The following is an 18,033-nucleotide window of genomic DNA, read 5'->3' on the forward strand; positions in this document are numbered from 1 at the left end:
ACCGGGCGGATCGCGCCCCGGCGCGGTGAGGCGCGGTCGCAGCGGCGCCGGGCACGACCGCCGTCCGCCCGCCCGCCCGGCGCGGTGCAGCCGTCCTCGGAAAACGCCTCAGGGCCCGGCCGACGGCGACACGAGCACGCGGAAGTCCGGCCGGAGCGGCAGGTCGGGCAGCGGGTACGCGGGCCAGTCGCGCGCGTACGCGGGAGCCGGACGGCCGTGGGACAGCAGCACGGCGACCGGCTGCCGCGCGGCCGTCCGCGCGAGGCCCGCCGGGGTGATGCTCGCGTCGGGGCCGGTCGGCTGCCGGGAAGCGCAGCCCGCACGGTACGCCAGGCGGATGGCCTCCTCACCGGTCACGACACACGGCGGCCGCACCCCGCGTGCGCGCAGCTCGGCGGCGATCCGCACGTGCGTCGCCGTGTCGGACCGTACCCGCCGCGTCACCGAACCGAGCACCGTGTACTGGACGACGAGGTGCCCGACGAGCGCGAGCGCGCACAGGCCGACCAGGGCGGGCCGCCAGGCGGTGCGGGGGCGCACGAGCCGTACCAGGAGCACGGCGACCGGGAGGGCCAGCAGGGCGTAGGCGGGGAGCAGGAAGCGGGGCGCGGCGTAGTCGACGGTGAACAGGTACGGCACCGCGAGCACCAGGCCGGTGACGGCGACCAGGTTCACGGCCGTGCGGTGGGGTGTCCGGGCGGCCGCCCGGACACCGCCCGCGACCAGCAGGGGCAGCGCCAGGAACCACAGCGCGGTGACCGGGTGCCGCCACGGTACGTCGCACGGGCGGCACAGCGTACGGCCGCCCAGCGCCCGGACGTGGTCGTCCACCGCGACGTGCCAGCCCAGGCCGCCCTGGATCTCCCCGGCCCGCCGCAACCGCGCCGCGAGGCCGCCGTAGCGCACGTACGCCTCCACCAGCCACTCGGCGCCACCCGCGAGCGCGCCCGCGGCGAGCACGCACAGCAGCAGCGGCCGCCGCCACGCACGCACCAGCAGCGAAGCCGCGGCCAGCGGGAGGACGAGCCACACGGCGTCCGGCGGACGCATCAGCGCCACGAACCCCACGGCGAGGCCCAGGCCCACGAGCGCGCGGGAGTCACCCGGGTCGCGGGCCGCGCGCAGGAAGAAGCCCACCGCGGCCAGGGACCCGTACGCCACCCACAGGTTCGGCATCACCTGCGGCCCGTAGTACAGCGTGAACCACAGGGTCGCGAGCAGCGCTCCCGCCAGCGCGACCACCCGGGCCGGGAGCAGGGAGCGCCATGCCCGCAGGGCGAGGAACAGGCCGACGCCGGACAGCACGGCCAGCCACACCCGCAACGCGCCCGTCGAGGTGGTGAGGGCCGCGACGGGCGCGGCGAGGAAGGTGACACCGCGTGCGCGCGGCGCGCTGAAGAACGCCGCCGGCCCCTGGCGTCCGACCTGGCTGACGTACACCGTCTCGTCCCAGCCCAGGCCCAGCCCCGGAGCCACCAGCGTCAACTGCGCCACCACGAACACCGCCGCCACGGCGGCCGGCCACATCCGGGCTCCGGCGGGCCCGCCGCCCGGGGGCGGCGGGCCGTGCGGTCCGGTGCGCGGCGGACCGGACGGGCTCCGGTCGTGGGGGGAACCGGGCAGCAGACGGGGTTCCTGCATGGCGTGACCTCATCGGTACCGGGCCGGGACCGTCCCGGCCTTCCTGTCACCCCACCCTGGGCGCGGCGGGCGCGGCCCACCACACGGGAACGTCATCCAGCCCAACACCCCACCCCCGGCCGCCCGCCCCGGGCGGTTCGCGCCTGCGAACGGTCGGCCTCCTCCTGACCGGCCCTCCGCCGGCCGCGGGTCCTCCGTCTGGTGCGGTCCTTCACCGCGGCGGGTCCGCCGACGGCCGACCCGGCCGGTGTCCGGGGGCGTCCGAGCCGCCGGGCCGGGCCTCCTCGGCCCCGGCGCGCACACGAGGGCGACGGACCGGGGCGCGTCCACGTCCCGCCGGCGGCCCTGGGCGGACTCGGCCGGTCAGGGCCCCGCGGCCGGGGCCGTGGTGCGGGAATCGGACGGGCGCCGGGCGCCTGGCCCATGCCCCCCGCACACGCCGGTCGTTGAGGGGCCGGTGTCAGTGGGCCGGGATAAAGTCCCTTCTCACGATCTCGTCACCAGGAATCTCAGGGGGAACCTGCCATGAGCGACGTCGACAGCGGCACGTACGAGGGGTTCACGGCCGAGGAGCGGGCCGCGATGAAGGAGCACGCCCAGGAGCAGAAGGCGGCGGCGCGCCGCAGCTCGCGGGCGGACAAGGCGGCGCAGGCGGAGCGGGACGTGCTCGCGAAGATCGCCGAGATGCAGGACTCGGACCGGATCATGGCCGAGCGCGTCCACGCCGTCGTCACGGCCGCCGCCCCGGCCCTCGCGCCGAAGCTCTGGTACGGGATGCCCTCCTACGCGCTGGACGGCAAGGTCGTCTGCTTCTTCCAGAGCGCGGGGAAGTTCAAGACGCGCTACGCGACGCTCGGGTTCAGCGACCAGGCGAAGCTGGACGAGGGCACGATGTGGGCGTCCGCTTTCGCCCTGACCGAGGTGACGGCCGAGGTGGAGGAGCGGATCAGCGCGCTCGTGAAGCAGGCGGTGAGCTGAGGCACGAGCGCCCGGCGGGCGGGCCGGGCCCGGGGCTTTTGTGACACGCACGGCGGCCGGGCGCCCGTTTCGGCCGGGAGCACCGGGGGAGTGGGGGAGCCGGACTGGCGGGCCTGCCGCCGTGTGCCGTCCGCCGCCGCGTCCCCACCCGCGGACGACCCGGTTCGACACCTCGCGGGAGCAACCGCTTGAGCCGGGCCCCCGCCGATCCGCCGCCCCCCTGCGTCCCCGGCGCGTGGCCGTCGGCGAACGGGTTCCACCCTCGTCCCGCGACCCTAGCCCGCGGCTCCGAGCAGCAGCAGTGTGTGCGGCCACAGGTCGTCGAGGACCGCGGGGTCGTTCTTGAGCTTGGCGAACATGACCAGTCCTTCGAGGTGGGCGACCACGGCTCGCGCGGTGGCCGCCGTGGCTCGCTCGCGGGGGACGGCCCCCTCGTCGGCGGCGGCGTCGAGGGTGGCGGCGACGAGGGCGATCTGTTCGTCGAAGATCTCCTCCAGGCGGGTCCGCACGGCGGGCTCCTGGGTGGACAGCTCCAGCGCGAGGTTGCCGAGGAGGCAGCCGTCGACCGTCCCCGAGGCCTCCTTCATCCGGCGCTGGAGCTGCACCATGGCGTCCAGGAGCCGCCGCAGGCGGTCGAGGGCGGGGCCGGCGGCGGCCAGCTCGGTGTTCCAGTAGCCGCGCTCGGTCTTCCAGTAGGCGTTGACGGCCTCGACGGTCAACGCCTGCTTGGATTCGAAGAAGTGATAGAAGCTGCCCTTCTTCACCTCCGCCTTGGCGCAGATCTCCGCAACACCGAGGCTGCTGTAGCCGCGGCTCTGCATCAGTTCACCGGTGGCGTCGATGAGGCGCTCGCGTGCCGTGCTGGTGCGTCCCATGAGGGCGAGTATACGTCCGGTCAACTATCGGACAGATGGGGTGGTAAATAGTTGACCGGTCGTCTAGATTCGGGTTCGTTGATCCGCGCACCACACCACACAGAACCAGGGGACACCCATGTCCGCGCCACTTTCCGTCGTCATCGCCCATCACAGCGGCTACGGCCACACCAGACGCCAGGCCGCCGCCGTCGCGGCCGGCGTCGACTCGGTCCCCGGCGTGCGCGCCGACCTGCGGGACGTCACCACTCTGGACGACGGCCTCTGGACGGCCCTTGAGGACGCTGACGCGATCATCTTCGGCTCACCCACCTACATGGGGTCCACCTCCGCCGTCTTCCAGCGGTTCGCCGAGGCCAGCGGCAAGGTATGGGCCGAGCAGGGCTGGCAGGGCAAGCTCGCGGCCGGCTTCACCAACTCCGCGGGCGTCAACGGCAACAAGGACAACGTCCTGCTCTCCCTCGTCGTCCTCGCGGCGCAGCACGGCATGACCTGGGTCCCGCTCGGTCTGCTCCCCGGCTGGGCCTACACCTCCACCGGCAGCCCGGACGACCTCAACCGTCTCGGCGGCTTCGTCGGCGCCATGGCCCAGTCCTCCTCCGACCTGGGCCCCGACCAGGCCCCCACCGACTCGGACCTGCGCACCGCCCACCACCTCGGCGCCCGCGTCGCCCGCACCGCCCTCCGGTTCGCCCACGGCCACCAGGCCGCCGCCCCGGCGGTGACCGCGTGAGCGCCCCGGGCCGGCTCGGCGACCTGCTGGGCATCGACCACCCCATCGTCCAGGGCCCCTTCGGCGGCGGACTGTCCTCCGTCGCCCTGACCGCCGCGGTCAGTGAGGGCGGTGGCCTCGGCTCCTACGGCGCGCACGTCCTCACGCCCGACGCGATCACCGCGCTCGTCACCGAACTGAAGGCCGCCACGAGCCGGCCGTTCGCCGTGAACCTCTGGATACCGCTGGAGGGCGAGCGCTCCGCACTGCCGGACAACGCCGAGTTCACCGCCCACACCGAGCGGCTCCGCCCCTACTACGACGAACTCGGCGCCGCCGCCCCCGCCTACGAGGACGTCGAAGCCCTGCCTGACTTCGACGACCAGATCGACGCGCTCCTCGCCGCCGCGCCGCCCGTCATCAGCTTCGTCATGGGCGTCCCGCCTCGCCGTGTCGTCGACGAGGCGCGCCGCCGGGGCATCGCCCTGATCGGTACGGCGACGACCGTGGACGAGGCCGTCGCCCTCGACGAGGCGGGCCTCGACGCGATCGTGGCGTCGGGCAGCGACGCGGGCGGGCACCGCGGGGCGTTCCTCGCACCCCTGCGGGAGTCGCTGGTCGGCACCTTCTCCCTGGTACCGCAGATCGCCGACGCCGTGGCCGCGCCCGTCATCGCCGCGGGCGGCATCGCCGACGGCCGCGGCGTCCGGGCGGCCCTCGCCCTCGGCGCCGACGCCGTGCAGATCGGCACCGCGTTCCTCGCCACCCGGGAGTCCGGCGCGAGCGGGGCCCACAAGGACCGGCTCGGGACCCCGGCGGCCCGTACGACCGTCCTCACCCGGCTCTTCTCCGGCCGCACCGCCCGCGGCATACCCAACCGGTTCGTCCGCGACATGGCGGCGTACGAGGACGTCGTGCCCCCCTACCCCGTCCAGAACGCCCTGATGCAGCCCATCCGCCGGGCCGCCGCCGCCCAGGGGAGGCCGGAGTACGTGAACCTGTGGGCCGGACAGGCGGCGGCGCTGACCGGCGACGGCCTCGGTGCGGGGGAGTACCTGGCCCGCTTGGTCAGGGAACTCCCACGCCAGGACGCTCCCTTCGGGCCGCCTCGCGCCCGTTGAGGAAGTCCGCGTGGCGAAGCGCGGCCATGTGACGCCGTGACCGGGTGCCGGTGCCGTGCCACCGGCACCCGGTCACTGGCCCACTCGGCCGTCGATCCGTTCGCGCAGGAGGTCGGCGTGGCCGCAGTGCCGCGCGTACTCCGCGATCTCCGCCACCAGGACGTCGCGAAGCTGCTCGCTCCCACCGGGTTCGGGACCGAGGTCGGAGAAGCCGGCGTTCCGGGTGCCGAGGTCGGTGACGCCGGCCAGGTACCGGTCGGTGCGCTCCACCTCCGTCCGCCACTGCCGCCAGGCGTCTTCCACGACCGCGGGATCGGCGACCGCGCCGTTGAAGTCGCCGTCACGGTCCTCGGGGGTGCAGTACAGCTTCGGCGCGTCCTCGCCGGCCATCACCCGGCGGAAGTGCCGTTCCCCCTCGGTCAGGTGCCGCACCAGGCCGAGCAGGGACATCGTGGACGGTGGTACGGAGCGCCGGGCCATCTGCTCGGCGTCCAGGCCCGCGCACTTCATCTCCAGGGTGAGGCGGTGGTGGCGCAGGCTGTCGAGCAGGATGCCGCGCTCGTCGACCGGCTTGGCGGCGGCCTCGCGCGGGTCGTCCTCCGGATCAACCCACATGTCGGGATAGGTGGTTGCCTGCGTCCACCGGGTCTCTACCAGTTCATCGGTGTGATCGTCCTTCTGCATGCGGGCATCGTCGCGTGCACCGGCACCGCCCGCCACCGGATATCGCGGGCGGCCGCGTCACCGACCCGGGCTCACTGCCGCTCCCCGGCGGCAGACCGGCCCCGAGCGCAGGAGGCGGGGACCTTCGGGCCGCTGGAGCACTCGGCCACCGGACCGCATCGCCGGGAGCACCACGATTTGCCGCCGCGCGGGCGGAACCCGCCGCCGTGACCACGCCCGCCGACGGGGACGGGCGGGCACACGCAGGACCGCACCACCGGCGTCGAGTGCCGCGCCCGCCCCCGGCCGTGGCCCGGCTTCGGCTACCGCAGGCTGTAGAAGCGCAGGGGCGAGTTCGGTTCGAAGCCGATGCGCGGGTAGACGGGTGCCCCCGCGGCGGTCGCGTGCAAGGTCGCGCGGGTCAGCCCGGTGGCCCGGCCGCCTTCGTGCAGGGCCTTGCGCGTCACGGCTTCGCCGTAGCCCCTGCGCTCCCACCGGGGGTCCGTGGCGACGAGTACGACGAAGAGGCGCCCCTCGGCCTCCAGCGTTCCGGCGCACGTCACCGGAACGTCGCCCCGCATGCCCAGGTAAGCGTGCACTTCTTCCTTCCACAACACGGAACCGGCGAGCCCGTCACGACCGTGTTCCACGGGAAGGCCGTACGCGCGTGAGTTGAGGTCCGCGTAGGCGCGCAGCTGCTCGTCGGTCCTCACACGGACGAAGGTCAGGTCGGGGTGGGCCGGCTCGGGCACGGGCAGCAGGTCTCCGGCCATGCCGGTGCCGGGGAAGGCGTATGCGAGACCCGCCCGTTCGGCCGCCTCCGCGAGGGCCGCGCGCGCCCCGGCGTCCAGCAGCCCCTCGAAGACCCACAGGAAACCCGGGTGCTTCTTCGAACGCATGATGTCCGCGGCCTCGGCCAGCCGCCGCTCCACGAGCGCCGCGTCCGCCCCCACCTCGGTCAGCGTGACGCAGTTCCAGAAGGGGAACCGGCAGTCGGCCCAGCGGACGGCGATCCCCGGAAGGTCCCGCACGTCGGCTCCCGCGTCCCGGTCGAGTACCACGGACCGCCAGACCGTGGCGAGTTGCTCCATCGATTCGACCGAGTGCGCACGATGCGTCACCGTGACTCCTTTGATCATCGAGTGTTCTGCAAAGCCGTCGAGTGACAACGACCGGAGCCGGTCCGACGGTTCGGGTGCTCCGGCGCGGGGTGCCGCGAACCGCCCACGACCCGCGCCGCACACGGTCGTGCCGTCCCGCCCTGTTCGTACGCACTGCGTGGGGCTCCACCGCACGGAACCGAAGGGGATCCGGGCGTGAGAAGTCGATCCGGCTCCCTCCGCGCTCATGGCGCCGTGCGGGTCCCGGAGGCCGGGACAGGGTCCGGTGGGAGGTGCGGGAGGAATGAGTTTCCGGCCGGCGGCGTACGCCGTGCGCATCGAGGGCGGGCGGGTACTGCTCGCCCGTCACGTCCCGCCGAAGGGCGAGAGCACCCGGACCCTTCCGGGGGGCAGGGTCGAGCACGCGGAGGACCCGTTCGACGCGGTGACCCGGGAGGTCGCTGAGGAGACCGGCTGCGACGCGGTGGTCGAACGCCTGCTGGGCGTGGACTCCCGGGTGATCCCCGCGGCCGAACGGGCCGTCCCACAGGCGGCGCCGTTCGCCGGTGGACCGGCCGGCAGGTCTGCGACGTGCCCTCGGCGAAGTGAACGCACTGGTCCGCCCGCCCACCTGACCGTCCGGCGGCGGCAGGGTCTGTGCGTCGATCACGGTCGTGTCGGGGGCCGTGTTGCCTGACCACGGTCGTGTCGGGAGGCCGGGACGGGCTTGTCGGGGGCGGAGCTGTCCGCTGCGATCCGGAGGGACGAGCGTCTTGATCCGGAACCGTCGCAACGGACGCCGTGTGGTGCCGGGGCGGTGGACGGTGACGCCCGCCGCGCCGGGTCGCGGAGCGTGAAGCGTCGCCGTAGACAGAAGCCATGAACGAGGAGAAGACGTGGTGGCACCCCGGTGAGATCGGGCCCAGCAGCGGGATTCACGAGTGCGACTGCGGTGGGGAGCACCACTGGAGCACCGATGTGAAGGGCCACCGCTTTCCGCCGCTGCCCACCGGCTGCTCGGGCGAGTACTGGGTGCTGAAGACGCAGGCACACCCCGGAACGACCGCGGCTGACCTGACGGGGCGGACGGTGCCGGAGCCCCGTGGAGGTGATGCCGGCCCGGACCGGCGAGAGCGTCCCCGGGCCCGGCGTACGGTCCGGCCTTCGCGGCACGGTAGCTCTTCCGTCCCGCCGGCCACCCGGCCCGGTGCTGTTCCGGTCGCGGCGTGGCGGCCCGATACGCAGGAACCTCCCCGGGCTCGTCACCGCGGCCGGGCGACTGCCGCCCGGAGCGTCCCCGGCGGTGAGAGGGTGGCGGGACCGGGGGCCGGCTGCCGTCCGGGGTGCCCGAGGGACCCGTCCGGGTCAAAACCCGTGAGGTCCCGGATGTCGGGCGCGCCCCGGCCCGCCACCCTGAAGGCATGACCGTACGCACCCGTACGCGCCGCGGCCCCATCGCGCCGGTGGTGACCCTCCTGACGGCGCTCGTGCTGCTTCCCGTAGCGGCGGCCCCCGTCCAGGGCGACCCGGCGACCGTCTCGGAATCCCGGGAACGCCCGGGAGCCCGCTCGGGGCCCCCGGCCCGTGTCGTCGACGAGGAGCGGACCGGGCCCCGGCAGCTCGACCTGACCATCCGGTCCCCGGCCCTGGCGGGCTCCGGGAAGGTGCGGCTGCTCACACCGGACGGCTGGGACACACGGCGCCCCGGCGACCGCTGGCCGGTGCTCTACCTGCTGCCCGACGGCAGCGGGGACTACCGGACCTACACCGACGACCACCACGTCGAGGAATGGCCCGAGCTGCGCAAGACGCTCGTCGTCGTGCCCGGGATGCCGTTCTACGGCTTCTACACCAACTGGTGGAACGACGGGGCGGGCGGTGCCCCGGCCGTGGAGACCTTCCACCTCGACGAGGTGCGCACCCTCCTGGAACGTGACTACGGGGCCGGTCGGCGGCGGGCGATCGCCGGGCAGTCGCAAGGCGGGTACGGGGCCCTCATGTACGCGGCGCGCCGACCCGGGATGTTCCGTGCCGCCGCCAGTTTCGGCGGCTACCTCCACCCCCTCCAGTACCCCGAGGCGGTCAGCGGCGGCGCGGAGTACCTCGGAGTGCCGTGGCGGAGGATCTGGGGCGACCCGGTCCGCCAGCGCCACATCTGGCAGCGGAACGACCCCTACTACCTCGCCGAACGGCTCCGCGGTACGCGGGTCCACATCGCCGCCGGGGACGGCACCCCGGGCGCCCTCGATCCGCCGGGCACCGAGCCGGATCCCGAGATCCCCGGTCTGGAGGACCTCGCCCCGCTCTACCCGGACGAGGTGATCTCGCTGACCGAGGCCGTCATGGGGGACGAGTCCCGCACCGTGGCCCGCCGCCTCCAGGAATCCGGAGTCCACGTCACCACCCACTTCCACCGGGGCACCCACAGTCCGCCGTACTGGGGGCGTGAGCTGCGCCGGGTCCTGCCGATGCTGCTGAACCCGTGACCACCGGCGCGTACGCCCCCACCGGTCGCCCCGCACGTCGGCCGGAACGGATGCCCCGGCCGGTGTTCGCCTGCGGGCCCGACGGCCCCGGTGCCGGTCCGGGGCGTGTCCGGGCCGGCGCCGGACGGCGTGGTCCATCGCAGGAGCACGAACGTCCACCGCCGACCGGTGAACGCCGGGGCGATCCGTGCTCCGATCCGGACCTCGCGCACGATCCGGCCGTCGGCTGCGTCACCGCCCGCTGGGCCCGGTCGTTCCGCCGGAGATGCTGCCTTTCCACACGTCGGGCTCTCCCGTTCCGCTGCCCGAGACCTCCGTACGGGCGCGGAGAGTGCCGGCTCCGTCGCCCTTCGCGTGCCACCGCGCTCCGTGGATGGCCGACCTCACGCGCGAGACCCCTGTGAGGGAAACAATTGCTCGATTAGTGTGGTTCTGTCTGATAGGTGCGTTCCCGTCGTGGTGCGACCACCCGGCCATCAATCTGGAATGCCATGCTGAGACACCGAACCGTTCCCGCGGCGCTCGCCGCCGTCGTCGTTGCCGCGCTGGTCGGTTGCTCCGCCGGGGTCGACACGACGAGCGATGACGGCAGGCCTGTGGCCGTCCCCGCCGCCGCCTCCTCCGTGGGCACGGCGACCACCGTGTCCGCGTCCACCCCGGCTCCGGGTGCTGCCGTGGCTTCGGCCGCCGGGCCCTCGGTCGCCGTCGTGCCGTCGCCCGAGCCCTCGCCCTCGAAGAGCGAGGCACACACCCGGCCCGCCGTGCTCGCCATTCCCGAGATCGGCCTGAAGGGCCTGCGCGTCGTCCCGTACGAGGGCACCACCGACGACTGGCCCGGCACGCGGATCCAGAACAAGGGCGTCGCCGCCAGCCCGTACGGCGACAAGGGCGGCGTCGGCCCCGGCGAGGTCGGCAACTACCTGGTCACGGCGCACCGGCTCTCCGCCGGCGGGCCGCTGCGCGACCTTCCGTCCCTGGACACCGGCGACTTCGTCCGCGTCACGGCGGACGGCGTGGTGTACGAGTACCGGATCACGCAGACCCGGAAGACCTCCTTCCGATCGGAGCGTTCCCTGGCCGAGCAGCGGGCCGCGGTCCCGGGTGAGCCGGGAAAGAAGCCCACCCGGGCGATGATCACGATCTCCACCTGTGCGACGCCCGAGGACAACGCCGCCGGCAACTTCTGGCGCGACGACCGCGGCAACCCCGAGCACCGCATCGACAAGATCGGTGTCCTGGTCTCCTCCAAGCCCACGGCCGACGCACCCGACGCCTCCTAGCACCACAACCGCATCCGAGCGAGGCGCCCCGGCGGTCCTCGGTACCTCGTCACCCGGACGTTTCCCTTGACCCCCGGGGCTTCGAGCGCGGGAAGAGGGGCGTGTGGCCCCATGCCTCCCGGTGCTGCCGTATCCCGCGTTCCGGCCGTCCACCACCTCGTTCGTACCATCGGCCCCATGAGGAAGATCGTCACGCTCCCGGCCCTGCTGCTTGCCGCCCTGACGGCCACGGGCTGCTCGGTGCTGGAGCGCGAGTACCCTGCCGCCGACCCGGCGGTGCTCGTCCAGCGCCTGACGGGCCGCGCGCAGTGGGCGTACGACGGCATGGCCCTGCCGCCCCACGAGACGGTGAGACCCGTCCAGGTGACCCCCGGCCACAGCTGCCACGCAGGCGGCCTCAGCATCGAGAAGAGCTTGCCGGACGTCGTCACGTTCGACCTCAGCTGGACGGTCGAAGACATCCCGGCCGACGTCGCGCGTGCCGCGGAAGCGCGCCTGCGCCGGAAGTTCACCTCGGTGGGCTGGACCCTCACCCGCGACGGCAACCGCCAGGGCGAGGACTTCGTCGAGATCGGCTTCCGAGTCCAGGACCCTACGACGGGGGACCAGTTCGACCTGGCGTGGAACGACTCGACCACCTCCCTCTTCCTGTCGGGCTACACCCCCTGCGCGAAGGTTCCCCCCTCGGCGGCCGACACGCCGTCACCGAAGACCTGGGCCCCGCGGACCGCCTGACGCGGCACGGGGCCGACGGCTTGGACGGGTGGGTCGGGGGAAGGGGCGGTGTTCCGGAGGTCGTTGTGAGGGCGTTGGGTGGCGACTCGGTCTGGAGGGCACTCATCAGTGGTTACTCCTACGGTGCTGTTCGGTGGGGCGACAGGCGGGCGGCGCCAGAACCGCCCCTGAAGTCACGAACCGTCCTTTGAGGCTGTTCCCGCCGGCCTCCGGACGGTCGAGAGCCCGGCCCGTGCCAGGACCCCGGCGCCGGCGTGGCCGGGGTCCTGGCACGGGGGGATCGAGTGGCAACTGCCGGAGACGCTGACGTGTCCGAACGTCCGTGAGACCCCGGACCGGCGCTGGTGGCGGGCCGATACCGCGGCGTGTTTCCCCGTCACTCCGTACGGTCCGGTTGTCGCCGGCTGGGGGGCAACCGGTGACAGCCGGACCCGGGGCGCCACGCCTACCGAGAGGGCGGTGCACCCTCCTGGTGGGTCCTCGGTGAAGTACGGGAATGGTGAAGGGCGCCTCGATCAGAAGGACTTGAGGTAACCGGCATCGACCGCGTAGTCCGATCCCGTCGTGCTCGCCGAACGGGGCGAGGCCAGCACCAGGATCGCGTCGGCGACCTCCTGCGGATCGATGAGACGACCGGTGACCTGGCCCATCATCTGCGGAGCGATGCTCTGCACGACGCTTTCCCGGTCGGCGTCGGCTATGCCGGCGATGACATCGACCACGCCTCCCTCCTCGGTCCACCAGGCGGTCAGCACGGCGCCCGGCGAGACGGTGTTGACACGGATGCCCTGGGAGCCGAACTCCTCCGAAAGCGCCTTGGTCAGATTGGACAGGCCGGCCTTGGCGGCGCCGTACTCGATGTTGATGGGCGAGGGCTGACGAGCCAGGCCGGTGGAGACGTTGACGATGGAACCGCCACCGCGCTCGAGCATCCGGGGTATGGCCGAGCGGATGGCGCGGACGGCGGAGAAGAGGTTGAACTCGAAGACCGAGCGCCACTGTTCGTCACTGCTGTCGAAGAAGCCGGTGCGGGGCATGGAGACACCGGGGGGCGGGCCGCCCGCGTTGTTCACGAGGATGTCCAGGCCGCCGAAATGCTCGACCGCGCGAGCGATGACCTGATCGGGAGCCTCCGGGAGGGACAGGTCGGCCGACACGTGCAGCAGGCTCGGGCCCTGCAGCCGCTCCAGCTCCGGCGACATCTTGCGGGAGGCCGCGACCACCTTGGCTCCCTCCTCGAGGAGGGAGCGTGTGACGGCAAGGCCGATGCCCTTGGAGGCGCCCGTCACGACGGCCACACGGTCGGAAAGCTGAAGATCCATGACTGTCCTTCTCCAGAGGGAAGCCCCCGCCTAGAAGACGGAGGGAGAGCAGCGCATCGCGCTCTCGACAGGTAGAACACCGCTGGGCGTGAGGGGTTGCACCGGTTCCGACCGCAGCGGCCGACGGCCCTCCCGGGCACCTGCCGGCACCGCCCCCACCCACGCGCCGCCCCTACCACGCGGTGCCCTCCACGACGCCCGCCCGGCGCGCGCCCCGTGCGCACCCGCCGCCCCGGGTGCTCCTCCGCAGCCGGGAGGCGCCGGCGGCGGAGGAAGCCGGCCCCGCGCACCCACCGGGACCGCCGGGCGCCTGGTGGGGTGTCAGCCCGCGGCGAGGTCTGCGAGCAGCTCGGCGGCGGGCTTCGGGTGGACGAGCCAGCGCAGGTGGCTCCCCTCGAGTGTCCGGACGTCGAAGGGGTTGTCGGGCGTGAGCGCGTCGGCTTCGCGGATCATGCGGTCCTGCACGGCGAGCGGAAGGCTGGCGTCGGCGGCCAGGCGCACGTAGGTCCTGGGGATCCGGCCCCAGGTCGTGGCCTGCGCCCGGTCGGCGGACGTGCCGACGTCGAGGTTCTCGTCGGGCTGGAAGGTGTTCAGGAAGGTCCGGAACTCGTCATCGGTGAGGTCGGCGGCGAACGCTCGCTTGAACGCGGCGAGCGCCGCCGGGTCGGCGGTGCGGAAGTTGGTCCGGAGCAGACCGAGTTCGGCCGGGTTCCCGACGAGCGTGGCGGCGAAGGACTCCACGTCGACGTCCGCCATCTCCGGCTGGGCGTAGTAGTCGTTCACGTCGAGGTCGACGGGGCACCAGGCGGAGACGTAGACGATCCGGTCGATGAGCTCGGGGCGGGCGTTGGCGACGGCGGTGGCCGTGATGCCGCCCCTGCTGTGGGCGACGAGGACGGTGGGCCCGTTCCGCTTGGCCCGTTCGAGGACGTCGATCACGCGGGCGGCGTTGTCGGCGAGCGTGACTCCCTTGATGCTCCCCGGTTCCGCGGCGAGGGCGTCGAGCATCTGCGGAGCCTGGTAGGCCGCGGGGAAGGTCGCCTCGAACCCGTGCCCGGGAAGGTCGACCGCGGCCGAACGGTGCCCGAGCAGGGCGAGTTCGGCCTGGAGCGGTGCGAACGTGAACGAGTTCGCGAAGGCTCCGTGAACAAAAACGAACGTCGGTGGATTCTGCATGCCTCAGCCTCCAACAGAACGATCTTCTGGGCAAGATCAGGAGCTCAAGAGGCTTCGATCCGTGGGGCGGTGGCTTCGAGGGGGTGCTGAGCCGGGCGCGGCCGACGCCTCGCGGGGGCGCCTGCGCCGGGAAGCGGCCATGGACTTCGGTGAGGGCTCCGGGTGCGGCGCCGGCCGGCCCCTTCGACCGCGGAAGCGCCGTGCGCGTCGCGTCCGCACCCGGCCGGAACACCCCGGAACCCAGCCCCACACGACCGGGACCCGGCCCCGTGCGCCCGTGGAGGAGCGGGACCGCCCGCACGGCGTCGAGGCGGGACGCCGGCCTGCCCGCCCGGTGCCCTTCCGGCGTCGGCGAACCTCCTCGAAAATGCCCCGATCGAGCTAAAGGGATGGGCTAAAGATAAGGTTAAGCATTGGTAGGGTTCGGGGTGGAGGTGGGGCGTATGGCGTCCGAGGAAGAGCTGTTCGCGTCGGTCGAGGCCCTGCTGGCGGAGGAGCCGCAGTTGCCGCCGCCGGCGGAGCGGGCCCGGCTTCGCGAGGCGGCCGGGGTCACACAGGCGCGTCTGGCCCAGGCGTTGAGGTCGACGACGCAGACGGTGAAGAACTGGGAGAACGGCCGTTCCGAACCGAAGCCGCCCCGCCTGGAGGCGTACCAGCGGCTGCTGAAGGGCTGGGCCGCGAAGTACCCGCTCCCCGGCACCGTCCCGGCCCCCGCCGCCGAACCCGTCCCGGCCGCGCCGCGACCGGCCCCGGCGGAGCCCACCGGGCCGGCCGCGCCCGAGACGGAGGCGGCCCCACCGGCGACGCCCGCCGCACGGCGCCCTGCGGCCCGGCCCGCCGCGACGGTACGCCGTCCGGTCGGGAAGCGTGTCGTGCCCAACATCGCCGCCCCGCCGTACCAGCACGGCCCGCTCGCGGTCCTGGACGGCGACGGCTCCGCGTACGGGGTCCAGGGGATCGTGCTGGACTGCCCCGCGACCACGGTCCCCGAGCTGGTGGAGTGGACGCTGCGCGAGTCGGGACTGGGCGCGGCGCGTCTGCACCGCAACGGCAAGGACTCCGACCCGCTGATCGTGCTCACCACGGCCGCCGCCGTGAAGCTCGGGCTGCCCGAGCGCCTGGAGGACCGCCGGGACCTGCGCCTGGACGACGACCATCCGGTGGTCCGGCAGATCACGGGGGCGCGGTGGAAGCTCACCCGGCGCGGCTTCGGCCCGTGGGCGCGGATCTACCGTCCCACGCAGGCCGGACGGCGGCAGTGCGTGCAGCTCGCCGTCCTGCCGTGGGACGCGCTCGACTCCCGGTTCTGGCCGGGCGTCTCCGCCATGGAGCCGGCCGACATCGCCCGCGTCCTCGGCGTCTACGCCCAGCGCGTCATCACCCCGCGCGGCAGCACGGCCGTCTCCGGCCTGGAGCTGATGACGGCGCTGCGCCCGCCCACCCGCGCCGTGCAGGACCGTGCGACCGGCCAGTGGGTCCCCGCCCGCAACCCCGGCTCGCTGGGCACGGAGCCGGTCGACCCGGCCCCGCCGGAGGCCACGCCCGAGCACCCCGTGGCGCAGGGCTGGACGGGCGGGTTCCTGGACGAGGAGGCGTACCAGTGGGTGCGCGACGTCGACCTGCTCACCGGCGAAGAGGTCGCCCTGCCGTTCGCGGTGGGCCTGGACCTGAACACCGCGTTCCTCGCGGCCTCCTCCCGCCTGACGGTCGGCCTGTCCGGCCCCGAGCACGTCCGGCGCCCGGTGTTCGACAAGAAGGTCCCCGGCTCCTGGCTGGTGGACCTGTCCCACGTCGAGCTGGACCCGCGCCTGCCGTCGCCGTTCACACCGTCCGGCGAGCGTCCGACGGGCCCGGCCTGGTACCAGACGCACACCGTCGCCTACGCCCAGGAACTCGGCTGCAACGTCACCCCGATCGAGGCGTACCTGCGGCGGGAGACGGGCGCGTACCTGGACCCGTGGCACGACCGGCTCAGGGACGCCTACCTGGAGACGATGGCCGATCTGGGCGTCACCAAGGAGATGGGCGACGCCGAGTTCCTCGCGGCGATGGAGCGCCACAAGCAGGCCGACCCCGGTCTCGCCGCGGTGCTCGCGGCCGTCAAGGCGACCGTCAAGGGCGGTGTGGGCAAGCTCCGCGAACGCCCCCAGGGCCGCCGCTACCGGGACGGTGAGAGGTGGCCGGCCCTGGAGCGGCCGACCTGGCGCCCGGACATCCGGGCCGCGGTCATCTCCCGGGCCCGGGTCAACATGCACCGCAAGATGCTCAAGACGGCGGAGACCACCGGCCTGTACCCGCTGGCCGTGCTGTCCGACTGCGTCGTCTACCCCAGCCCCGGCCGCAGCCCGCTGGACTTCCTGCCCTACAGTGCCTCCGGCAAGCCGATCCCCGGCGCCTTCCGCCTCGGGCCCACCCCGGGACTGGCGAAGCTGGAGGGCGTGCAGGAGATGGCGTGGGCGGTCGACCTGATGGAGCAGGGCCACAACCCCGCCCGCCACATCAAGGGCGACGGCCACGACGCCAAGTTCGACGAGGGCGAGTAGGGCCGTGGCCGCCCACACCGGCGCCGACCCCGGCACGTCGCGGCCGGAAGCCGAGGCCGGACGGGAGCGGACCCCGGGGCGCGCGAAGGCCCCGCGGCCCTTCGCGCGCGCCCACCGCACCTCGCCGCGACCGCGGCCGTACGACCGGGGCGGGACCTGGTGCCGCCCCGCCGTCGCGGACGGCCGGAACCCCACCCCCGAAGGGAGTTGAACGAAGTCGTGGGAGACATCGAGGACGCCATCGAGCGCGCCGACCGGGAGGGCTTCACCCGCGAGCCGCCCAAGACGCTCAAGGGCCGGATCGGCTTCCTGCTCAGGCAGCTCAAGACGGCGAAGGCCGTCGCGGCGGAGCTCGGCGTCACCGCCGACTCCGTCAACCGCTACCGCCGCGGCGCCCGGAAGCACCCGCCCCAGGACATCGCCGACCGGATCGACGCGGCCGTACGGGCCCGCTGGCAGCCGCAGGTCCGCAGGCGCCGCCGCGAGCAGGCCGCCACCACCACCGGCATCACCATCGAGACCAGGGCCCGGTTCGGCTACACCGCGCCGATCGGCACCACCGACGACGGCCGGGTGCGGCGCCTGACCGTCCACCTGCCCCCGGCCTACGCCCAGCGCCTGTTCGACGCCCGCGACCAGGGCGCCGGCGACCAGCAGATGCGCCGGATCATCGCCGAGGGCCTCAGGGACGTCTACTTCCAGGACGGCGGAAGCCGCGCCACGGGGCTCTCGGACGTCACCTTCACCGACATCGACTACCTGGATCTGGACTTCTGAAGGCCGCGCACCCCCACGCCGCGCCCCGGATCGCCGCCGCCGCGGCCGGTCCGGGCCCCGGCCCCCGCGACGGTGGCCGGGGCGGAAGGCCACCGGCCCCTGATCGCGAGGCCCGCCAGCGGCGCAACACCGTGGAGCGGCGCGTCAACCGCCCCGAGCGGGGGCGCGGCAACACCACCCGCCGTTGGGAGGGCGCGCCCCCGTACCCGGCCGGACCGCGTGGGGCGGGCGTCTTCCCCGGTCCGCCCGCCGGCCCGGGCGGGGTGTGTCACCTTTCGGCGCGGTGGACGACGGACCGACCGGCGGCCGACACGGCGCCGGTGACCGCGTGAAGTCCGGCCCGCCGACGGCCACCACCGCCCCCCTGCGTACCCGCGGCGGCCCGACGTCCTCCACGCCCCCCGGTCGGGAGACCCCGGTGCCGTACGGGGCGATGGGAGACGCCCCGTACGGCCGGGCGTGCGCACCGGTTCACCGAGGGCGTCCCGGCGGGGTGCCCGGCCGGTGGCCCTCGTCGGGGCCCGGCACCACACGCGGCGACGGGTCCCGACGCCCCCTCAGGACAGGAGGGGGAGGACACGCCGCGGAGCCGGCCGACACCGTGTACGAACCGGCCCGCGCGGG

General features: G+C 74.0%; 14 protein-coding genes and 1 pseudogene. 9 read left to right on the forward strand and 6 right to left on the reverse strand.

The window, feature by feature from the left end; genetic code table 11:
* Window positions 1-108: 108 nt before the first annotated feature.
* Window positions 109-1,641: a hypothetical protein gene (locus IE106_RS06460; protein WP_308427862.1), complete on the reverse strand. Its 1,533-nt coding sequence runs from the start codon at window positions 1,639-1,641 to the stop codon at window positions 109-111.
* Window positions 1,642-2,166: 525 nt separating this feature from the next.
* Between IE106_RS06460 and IE106_RS06465 the strand changes: the two genes are divergently transcribed.
* A complete protein-coding gene (locus IE106_RS06465) occupies window positions 2,167-2,619 on the forward strand; it encodes a DUF1801 domain-containing protein (RefSeq protein ID WP_189530734.1) in 453 nt (150 codons plus the stop codon).
* Window positions 2,620-2,894: 275 nt separating this feature from the next.
* Here the strand turns inward: IE106_RS06465 and IE106_RS06470 are convergent, their stop codons facing one another.
* The gene (locus tag IE106_RS06470) at window positions 2,895-3,494 is read right to left on the reverse strand and encodes a TetR/AcrR family transcriptional regulator (RefSeq protein WP_189530736.1); all 600 of its coding nucleotides are present in this window, start codon (window positions 3,492-3,494) and stop codon (window positions 2,895-2,897) included.
* A gap of 118 nt (window positions 3,495-3,612) precedes the next feature.
* On the opposite strand from IE106_RS06470, the gene IE106_RS06475 reads away from it, so the two are divergent.
* The gene (locus IE106_RS06475; protein WP_189530738.1) at window positions 3,613-4,227 is read left to right on the forward strand and encodes a flavodoxin family protein; all 615 of its coding nucleotides are present in this window, start codon (window positions 3,613-3,615) and stop codon (window positions 4,225-4,227) included.
* Window positions 4,224-5,327, forward strand: a complete 1,104-nt coding sequence (locus tag IE106_RS06480; RefSeq protein ID WP_189530747.1) for an NAD(P)H-dependent flavin oxidoreductase — start codon at window positions 4,224-4,226, stop codon at window positions 5,325-5,327. Before IE106_RS06475 ends, IE106_RS06480 begins: the two co-directional genes overlap by 4 nt.
* Before the next feature lie 72 nt (window positions 5,328-5,399).
* Here the strand turns inward: IE106_RS06480 and IE106_RS06485 are convergent, their stop codons facing one another.
* Together IE106_RS06485 and IE106_RS06490 are read right to left on the reverse strand one after the other, a co-directional pair.
* Window positions 5,400-6,011 carry a DinB family protein gene (locus IE106_RS06485; RefSeq protein ID WP_189530749.1) on the reverse strand — a complete coding sequence of 204 codons (612 nt, stop codon included), beginning with the start codon at window positions 6,009-6,011 and terminating at the stop codon, window positions 5,400-5,402.
* Window positions 6,012-6,313: 302 nt separating this feature from the next.
* The gene (locus tag IE106_RS06490) at window positions 6,314-7,129 is read right to left on the reverse strand and encodes a GNAT family N-acetyltransferase (protein WP_189530751.1); all 816 of its coding nucleotides are present in this window, start codon (window positions 7,127-7,129) and stop codon (window positions 6,314-6,316) included.
* Window positions 7,130-7,394: 265 nt separating this feature from the next.
* Here IE106_RS06490 and IE106_RS30175 point away from each other — a divergent pair.
* From IE106_RS30175 to IE106_RS06510, 4 genes and pseudogenes are all read left to right on the forward strand, one after another.
* Window positions 7,395-7,637: pseudogene (locus IE106_RS30175) on the forward strand (NUDIX hydrolase); the annotation flags it as partial.
* 874 nt (window positions 7,638-8,511) lie between these two features.
* Entirely contained in the window at window positions 8,512-9,576 is a 1,065-nt protein-coding gene (locus tag IE106_RS06500; protein WP_189530755.1) for an alpha/beta hydrolase, read from the forward strand.
* Window positions 9,577-10,067: 491 nt separating this feature from the next.
* Complete coding sequence (locus IE106_RS06505; RefSeq protein WP_189530757.1) at window positions 10,068-10,856, forward strand: class E sortase; 789 nt, start codon at window positions 10,068-10,070, stop codon at window positions 10,854-10,856.
* A 177-nt stretch (window positions 10,857-11,033) separates the two neighbouring features.
* The gene (locus tag IE106_RS06510; protein WP_189530760.1) at window positions 11,034-11,591 is read left to right on the forward strand and encodes a hypothetical protein; all 558 of its coding nucleotides are present in this window, start codon (window positions 11,034-11,036) and stop codon (window positions 11,589-11,591) included.
* A 515-nt stretch (window positions 11,592-12,106) separates the two neighbouring features.
* On the opposite strand, the gene IE106_RS06515 is transcribed toward IE106_RS06510, so the two are convergent.
* Together IE106_RS06515 and IE106_RS06520 are read right to left on the reverse strand one after the other, a co-directional pair.
* Complete coding sequence (locus IE106_RS06515; RefSeq protein WP_189530762.1) at window positions 12,107-12,913, reverse strand: SDR family NAD(P)-dependent oxidoreductase; 807 nt, start codon at window positions 12,911-12,913, stop codon at window positions 12,107-12,109.
* A gap of 321 nt (window positions 12,914-13,234) precedes the next feature.
* Window positions 13,235-14,089 (reverse strand): alpha/beta fold hydrolase, encoded by an 855-nt coding sequence (locus IE106_RS06520; RefSeq protein WP_189530764.1) that lies wholly within the window; start codon window positions 14,087-14,089, stop codon window positions 13,235-13,237.
* A 443-nt stretch (window positions 14,090-14,532) separates the two neighbouring features.
* Here IE106_RS06520 and tap point away from each other — a divergent pair, with 443 nt between their 5' ends.
* Both tap and tpg read left to right on the forward strand, forming a co-directional pair.
* Entirely contained in the window at window positions 14,533-16,632 is a 2,100-nt protein-coding gene (gene tap / locus IE106_RS06525; RefSeq protein ID WP_189530766.1) for a telomere-associated protein Tap, read from the forward strand.
* Between the two features lie 219 nt (window positions 16,633-16,851).
* Window positions 16,852-17,409, forward strand: a complete 558-nt coding sequence (tpg, locus tag IE106_RS06530; protein ID WP_189530768.1) for a telomere-protecting terminal protein Tpg — start codon at window positions 16,852-16,854, stop codon at window positions 17,407-17,409.
* Window positions 17,410-18,033 lie beyond the last annotated feature (624 nt).

Origin of the sequence: Streptomyces roseolilacinus, from assembly GCF_014649335.1 — a bacterium.
In the GTDB taxonomy this organism is placed as follows: Bacteria; Actinomycetota; Actinomycetes; order Streptomycetales; family Streptomycetaceae; genus Streptomyces; species Streptomyces roseolilacinus.